At 65.9% G+C, this 2,551-nt stretch carries 2 protein-coding genes; both read left to right on the forward strand.

The genetic code is table 11. The features are described from left to right. The first annotated feature begins 124 nt into the window (after positions 1-124). A complete protein-coding gene (locus M0D67_RS41885) occupies positions 125-1,000 on the forward strand; it encodes a site-specific integrase (RefSeq protein ID WP_266243649.1) in 876 nt (291 codons plus the stop codon). A 20-nt stretch (positions 1,001-1,020) separates the two neighbouring features. Beyond that, positions 1,021-2,193 carry an IS91 family transposase gene (locus M0D67_RS41890; protein ID WP_266243651.1) on the forward strand — a complete coding sequence of 391 codons (1,173 nt, stop codon included), beginning with the start codon at positions 1,021-1,023 and terminating at the stop codon, positions 2,191-2,193. The last annotated feature ends 358 nt before the right edge of the window (positions 2,194-2,551 follow it).

The raw sequence follows: 2,551 nt of genomic DNA on the forward strand, positions 1-2,551 counted from the left end.
GAACGAAACCGCTCGCGCGGTAGGGGGCTCCGGCTAAGCGCGGTGGTTCGTGAGGGGTCGGCTGCGCAGTTCCGTATGTTGGCGAATGAGGCAACCCGCCTCGTTCTCCAGCAGGAGCCCAATCATGACCTCCCCACAGGCAAACGCCAGTCCACTGCGCCAGCGCATGATCGACGACATGCACATGCGCCAGTTGTCGCCGAAGACACAGGACATCTATCTGCGCATCGTGCGCGAATTCGCCCGGTTTCTCGGGCGCTCACCTGACACGGCCACCGTCGAGGACCTGCGGCGCTACCAGCTGCATCTCGTCGATCACGGCACATCGCCCGTGTCGCTCAATCATGCCATCACCGGCCTGAAGTTCTTCTTCGGGGTCACGCTCGACCGGCCTGACCTGATGGTCAGGATGCACCCCGTGCGCGTGCCCCGCACACTGCCCGTCGTGCTTAGTCCCGATGAAGTGCGCCGCCTCATCGAGGCGGCCGGCAACCTCAAGCACCAGACCGCCCTGTCAGTCGCCTACGGCGCAGGACTGCGCGCAAGCGAAGTGGTGGCCCTGAAGGTCGGCGACATCGACAGTCAACGTATGACGCTGCGCATCAAGCAGGGCAAGGGTCGTCGGGACCGCTACGCCATGCTCTCGCCGGTGCTGCTCGAGCGCCTGCGCGTCTGGTGGCACGTAGCCCGGGCCCAGGGCAGGATGCTGGATGGTGGGTGGCTCTTTCCCGGGCTCGATCCCGTGGACGCGCTCAGCACGCGACAGTTGAACCGCGCCATCCATGCCGCCGCGGAGGCCGCACACATCGACAAGCGCGTATCCATGCATACCTTGAGGCACAGTTTTGCGACACATCTGCTCGAACAGAAGGTGGACATCCGCGTGATCCAGGTACTGCTCGGCCACGCGAAGCTCGAGAACACCGCGCTCTACGTCCAGGTGGCCACCGACCTGCTGCACGAGGTCACCAGTCCGCTGGACCGCCTGCCCTCCGAGTAAGCTGCGCGCTGTAGCGCCTCATGCTGGAGGTTGCGGATATCTTCCGCAGCCACGGGCCAGCGTGGCGGGCAACCGCACACCTGAGCCTGGGGCAGCTGAAGGTCATGTCGGCCATCGAACAGTGCCGCACCGCGGCGCTGGGCGGGCATGTGCTGCGCTGTTCGGGGTGCGACCACATCGAGGTCGAGTACAACTCCTGCCGTAACCGGCACTGCATGAAGTGCCAGGCCAGTGCCGCCCGCCGCTGGCTCGAGGCGCGCCAGGCCGACCTGCTGCCCGTGGAGTACTACCACGTAGTGTTCACGCTGCCTGCGCCGATCAGTGCGATCGCCTGGTACAACAAGGCGGTAATCTACGGACTCCTGTTCGACATCGCCGCCGAAACCCTGCGTACGATCGCCGCGGATCCGAGGCACCTGGGCGCACAGATCGGCGCCACGCTCGTGCTGCACACCTGGGGCTCAGCGCTCACGCATCATCCGCACGCGCACGGTATCGTTCCCGGTGGCGGCCTGTCGTCCGATGGTGAGCGGTGGATCGCCTGCCGCCCCGGCTTCTTCCTGCCGGTGCGCGTGCTCTCGCGCCTGTTCCGGCGCCGCTTCCTCGAAGCACTCGCAGACGCACACCGACGCGGCCAGCTGCAGTTCTTCGGCGACTACACAGAGCTTGCCAATGCGGCTGCCTTTGCGCGGTGGCTTGCGCCGCTGCGCACCTGCGAGTGGGTGGTCTACGCCAAGCGTCCCTTCGCCGGACCGCAAGCGGTGCTCGAGTACCTCTCACGCTATACGCACCGCGTCGCGATCTCCAACCAGCGCCTGGTCGCACTCGATGAGCGCGGCGTAACCTTCCGCTGGAAGGACTACCGTGCAACGGGGCGCACCCGCTACAAGATCATGACGCTCGAAGCCGGCGAGTTCATGCGCCGCTTGCTGCTGCATGTGCTGCCCGGCGGCTTCCATCGCATCCGTCACTACGGCCTGCTGGCCAACCCGGTGCGCCGCGCCAGCCTCGCGAAGGTGCGTGAGTTGCTGGACGTCGTGCCGCCCGAGGTCGCCACCCAGCCCGACGATCCCGAGGTTGCCGTCGCTCCGGTCTTCGTCTGCCGGCACTGCGGTGCGCCGATGATCGTCATTGAGATACTGGAACGCACTGCGCCCATTCGCGCACCACCCATGCGGCGAGGTGAGACATGAGCGCAACGCTCCCTGCATGTATAACCCGACCGTCGGCTTTGCGGCAACGCGGCCCACGAGCGGACGTTTGCGCCTGTCGCCTCGCGCAGTCTCTCGCACGTCCGCTTCGCCATCACAATTGCGCCACTGCACCGCTTCAGCACTGCGTCAGCGCCCATCCAGCATCCCGCCTCCTCACGCATCCATCAACATTGCCGGGCATCCCGGCCTATCAATCGCCATAGCCTCCAGGACTCCGACCGCATCGGGGCACTCCGCGGTTTCCTCCATCGAGGCTCGTTCGACGCCTGCCAGCAAGGCAAGGTGGCACGCTCACATTCCTGTGGACGATGGCAGGCATCGAACAACCCTAAACGAC

The sequence above is a fragment of the Paraburkholderia sp. SECH4 genome, assembly GCF_030511745.1.
Classification (GTDB): Bacteria; Pseudomonadota; Gammaproteobacteria; order Burkholderiales; family Burkholderiaceae; genus Paraburkholderia; species Paraburkholderia madseniana.